The 3,274-nt window shown below is 52.2% G+C and carries 3 protein-coding genes; 2 read left to right on the forward strand and 1 reads right to left on the reverse strand.

The window, feature by feature from the left end; translation table 11 throughout:
* Positions 1-620, forward strand: a 620-nt coding sequence (locus Q0072_RS08040) for a hypothetical protein (RefSeq protein WP_298328220.1), incomplete at its 5' end; no start/stop codon positions are given.
* Between the two features lie 76 nt (positions 621-696).
* A complete protein-coding gene (locus Q0072_RS08045) occupies positions 697-1,242 on the forward strand; it encodes a hypothetical protein (RefSeq protein WP_298328223.1) in 546 nt (181 codons plus the stop codon).
* Here Q0072_RS08045 and Q0072_RS08050 read toward each other — a convergent pair.
* Positions 1,239-3,260: a fibronectin type III domain-containing protein gene (locus tag Q0072_RS08050; RefSeq protein ID WP_366941786.1), complete on the reverse strand. Its 2,022-nt coding sequence runs from the start codon at positions 3,258-3,260 to the stop codon at positions 1,239-1,241. The genes Q0072_RS08045 and Q0072_RS08050 overlap by 4 nt on opposite strands.
* Positions 3,261-3,274: the final 14 nt, after the last annotated feature.

Genomic DNA, 3,274 nt, shown 5'->3' on the forward strand with positions numbered 1-3,274 from the left:
CCAAATTTATTCGACACGCCGACGCTCGCTGCTACTACTTGGACCGTTACGCCTTGCCGCACCAGCAGGAACAAGAGCAAGAGCAACACATCAGCAATTTCGACGCATTTCGCCCGCCTCTTGTGCGCATGTGGCGACCAGACCAGGACGTCTTTCGGTGGTTCGAAATGGACATGAACACGGCCGAACTGCCGACCACAAGAGGATGGGTGCTGGTCGTTAATAAAGATCATCGCGTCCACTTTAAAAATTATAAGTTCAGCGATCTGGCTAAGAAATATCCGCTGGCCAAACGCGACAAAGTCTTTTCGTGGCCGAAAATCTGGGAAGCTGCCCGCAATCTGGAGCAAGACACACTGGCTCACTACTATCCGAAAAACAAGGAAAAAGTGGCGTGGCTGAATGCCGCCATTGAAAAGGCGGCTGAGCGGCTGACAGTCTTGGCTTCCTCCCCACAAGGCCAGCAATCCGACCGAGGCTTGGCCATGGACAAGACGCTGGACAAATTAGACAGACGTCTCCTGCTGAACATGCGCAACAAAGGCTTGACGGCAAAAGGTGTTCTGCTGCGGCTCTTTTTCAAGCCAGCAAATCACATCCTCAACATGTCTTCTGCTTGATAATTTTTTTTTTCAAAATTAATAAAAAAGAAATGATTAAACAAACATATTACCTTTTCTTTTGTCTGCGGTGAAAATGCCTCCTCTTATTTATTCGATTGCTAACGAGAGTGATTGGAACAATGTTGCTGCAGCCGGTCCTTTTAGTGTGCTGAACGTGTTGAACATCACGGCCGACTTTACTTTCACGGCTCCACCAGCCGTCTTGCCCGTGGGCAGCGCGACATTCAACGGCGGCTCGAAAACGATAACGTTTGATTTTCCTGACGCTTGCCAAGGAATAATGACGTTGAATGGAGGATCGATCAGTAACTTGAACATAAATATTGTTCAGTGGCGCGGAGAGTCTGTCTTGCTGGCCAACTCAGACGCCTTTGGCCTTGTGTCCAACATAAGTTACACGGGCTCGCTCAGCAGTGACACTTCATTACTGATTGATACGCTAAATTGTGGAGCCAATACATTGACTTTGCTTGGCATAGACATCAACTTGACCGTCACTGCCACAACAAACATATTGTGGAATATTTACCTCTCTGGAATATTGATCAAGACAAATGTTACGCTCTCGATCAACGGCAATGCCATGGAACACCCCGACAACACACGCATTCATCCTTAAACCCATTGCGAAGCAAAATAATCTTCGATCACAGCACATGCCGAGTCTGAAAGCAACGAGCCGTAGATAATAATCTCACCCATCCATCCGCGGAAAGTCGCCGATCTCGATCCATTGCCGCCAAAACCACCCAGCGCCCCAATTTGGCCGAGCACCAAGCCCACACCCGCGCCCAGAGCACCTGATGTGGTGAGATTGACGCCGTTTACACGAATGGTCAAGGCAGATGATGTATTGGCTCGGCGGTAAATTGCCACAAATGAATTTGTGGATGCCGTCGTATTTGCGGTGACCGTGGCGCCGTTGTGCGCCCTAAAAAGAGCCGGCGACGAGACGGCGTCGTAGCGCATAACTTGAGCAACACCGCTGTTATTTGCACGCGAACCCAAGAGAATAGCATCTTGAGTCAATATCTCCGGTTTGAAAAACATCACAATGGTCAGTGTACCCAAAGTAACGTCCGTGCTCATGGCAAGCGAATCGTCGGTGCCGTCAAAATAAATTCCTGGACTACTGCCAAACGCCGATGTTCGGAAAACTGGAATGAAACTTGTTGTCGCCTGGGTGGCGTTTCTGGCCGTGCCCAAACTGCCGGTATTCACCCATGTTGATATTGCAGTGTTGTTGGACGGAAGAATGCCGTTGCCATTCGGATTTTTGGCCGAATATCGGTACGTAAAACCAGTTGTGATTGGCACGAAAGGTGTCGCTGTTGCTGTGGCCGAAGGCGTGCCTGTTCCGGCGCTGCTGATTGCGCTGACTCGGAAATCGTACGGCACAGTATTTGTGATACCCGTCACTGTCGCGGTTGTGGCCGTGCTGGTGCCGTCGGCAAAGGTGGCGAATGTTGAACCTGATGACGGTTTAAATTCCACCTTGTAATCTGTCACGACAGGCGAAGCAGACACTGCGGTCCAAGACAGCACCACTTGAGCATTTCCTGCGGTGGCGGTCAAGCCTGTGACCTGCGGGAGTGAAAAGGGTGTGGTGGTTACCGTCGCCGAAGGCAGACCGCTTCCAGCATTGTTGTTGGCAGTCACTCTAAAGTCGTACGAAGTGCCGTTGGTTAAGCCGTTCACAGTTGTATTTGTCGAAATACCACTACCGAACGTCAGCCAAGTCGGGCTGGCGCTGGTCTTGTATTCAGTTGTATAACTGGTGACGGGCGGCGCAACTGCCGTCCACGACAGCGACACTTGCCCATTCCCGGCTGTGCCCGACAAGCCAGTGACTTGTGCTGGTGGTGGAAAAGGTGTGACGGAAAGGGTGGAGGAAGCCGGGCCTGTTCCAGCACTATTTATGGCGCTTACCCGGAAATCGTACAATGTGTTATCCGTCAAACCGGTAACTGTGGCGGTGGTCGTCGTGCTTACTCCATCGTTAAAAGTCAACCACGTCGGGCTGGCGTTGGCCTTGTACTCGACCAAGTAATCGGTCACAGAAGGCGTGGCCGTCACTGCTGTCCAAGAGAGTGTCACTTGGCCACTCCTGAATGTGGCGGTAAGGTTTGTCACTTGGCCAGGCGGCGCGGCTGGCGTGGCCGACGCTGTGGCCGAAGGTGTGCCTGTTCCAGCACTATTTACTGCACTCACTCGGAAATCATACGACGTGTTATTGGTCAAGCTTGTGACCGTGCTGGATGTCTGTGTCGTGCTGCCAAACGTCAACCACGTCGGGCTCGCACTGGCCTTGTACTCGATAATATAGCTCGAGACTGGTGGGGTGAATGAGAGGGAAGACCACGAGAGCAAGACTTGAGTGTTGCCAGACGTGGCACTTAAGCCTGTGACTTGGCTTGGGGGCGCTATGGGCGTGGCCGAAGCTGTGCCCGACGCAAGGCCTGCTCCGACGCTGTTGACTGCACTCACCCGGAAATCATACGGCGTGTTATTAGTCAAGCCCGTGACAGTGGCGGTGGTGAAAGTACTAACACCATCTGCGAATGCGAGCCACGTGGAGCCAGCGCTGGCTTTGTATTCGACCAAATAGTCTGTCAGCGCAGGGTTGGCTGTAGGCACGGGCGTCCACGAGA

It is taken from the genome of Asticcacaulis sp. (assembly GCF_027484505.1).
Taxonomy (GTDB): Bacteria; Pseudomonadota; Alphaproteobacteria; order Caulobacterales; family Caulobacteraceae; genus Asticcacaulis.

Coding starts and splice junctions, on each gene's coding strand:
- Q0072_RS08045 (WP_298328223.1), top strand. CDS start 697: ATGCCTCCTCTTATTTATTCGATTGCTAACGAGAGTGATTGGAACAAT.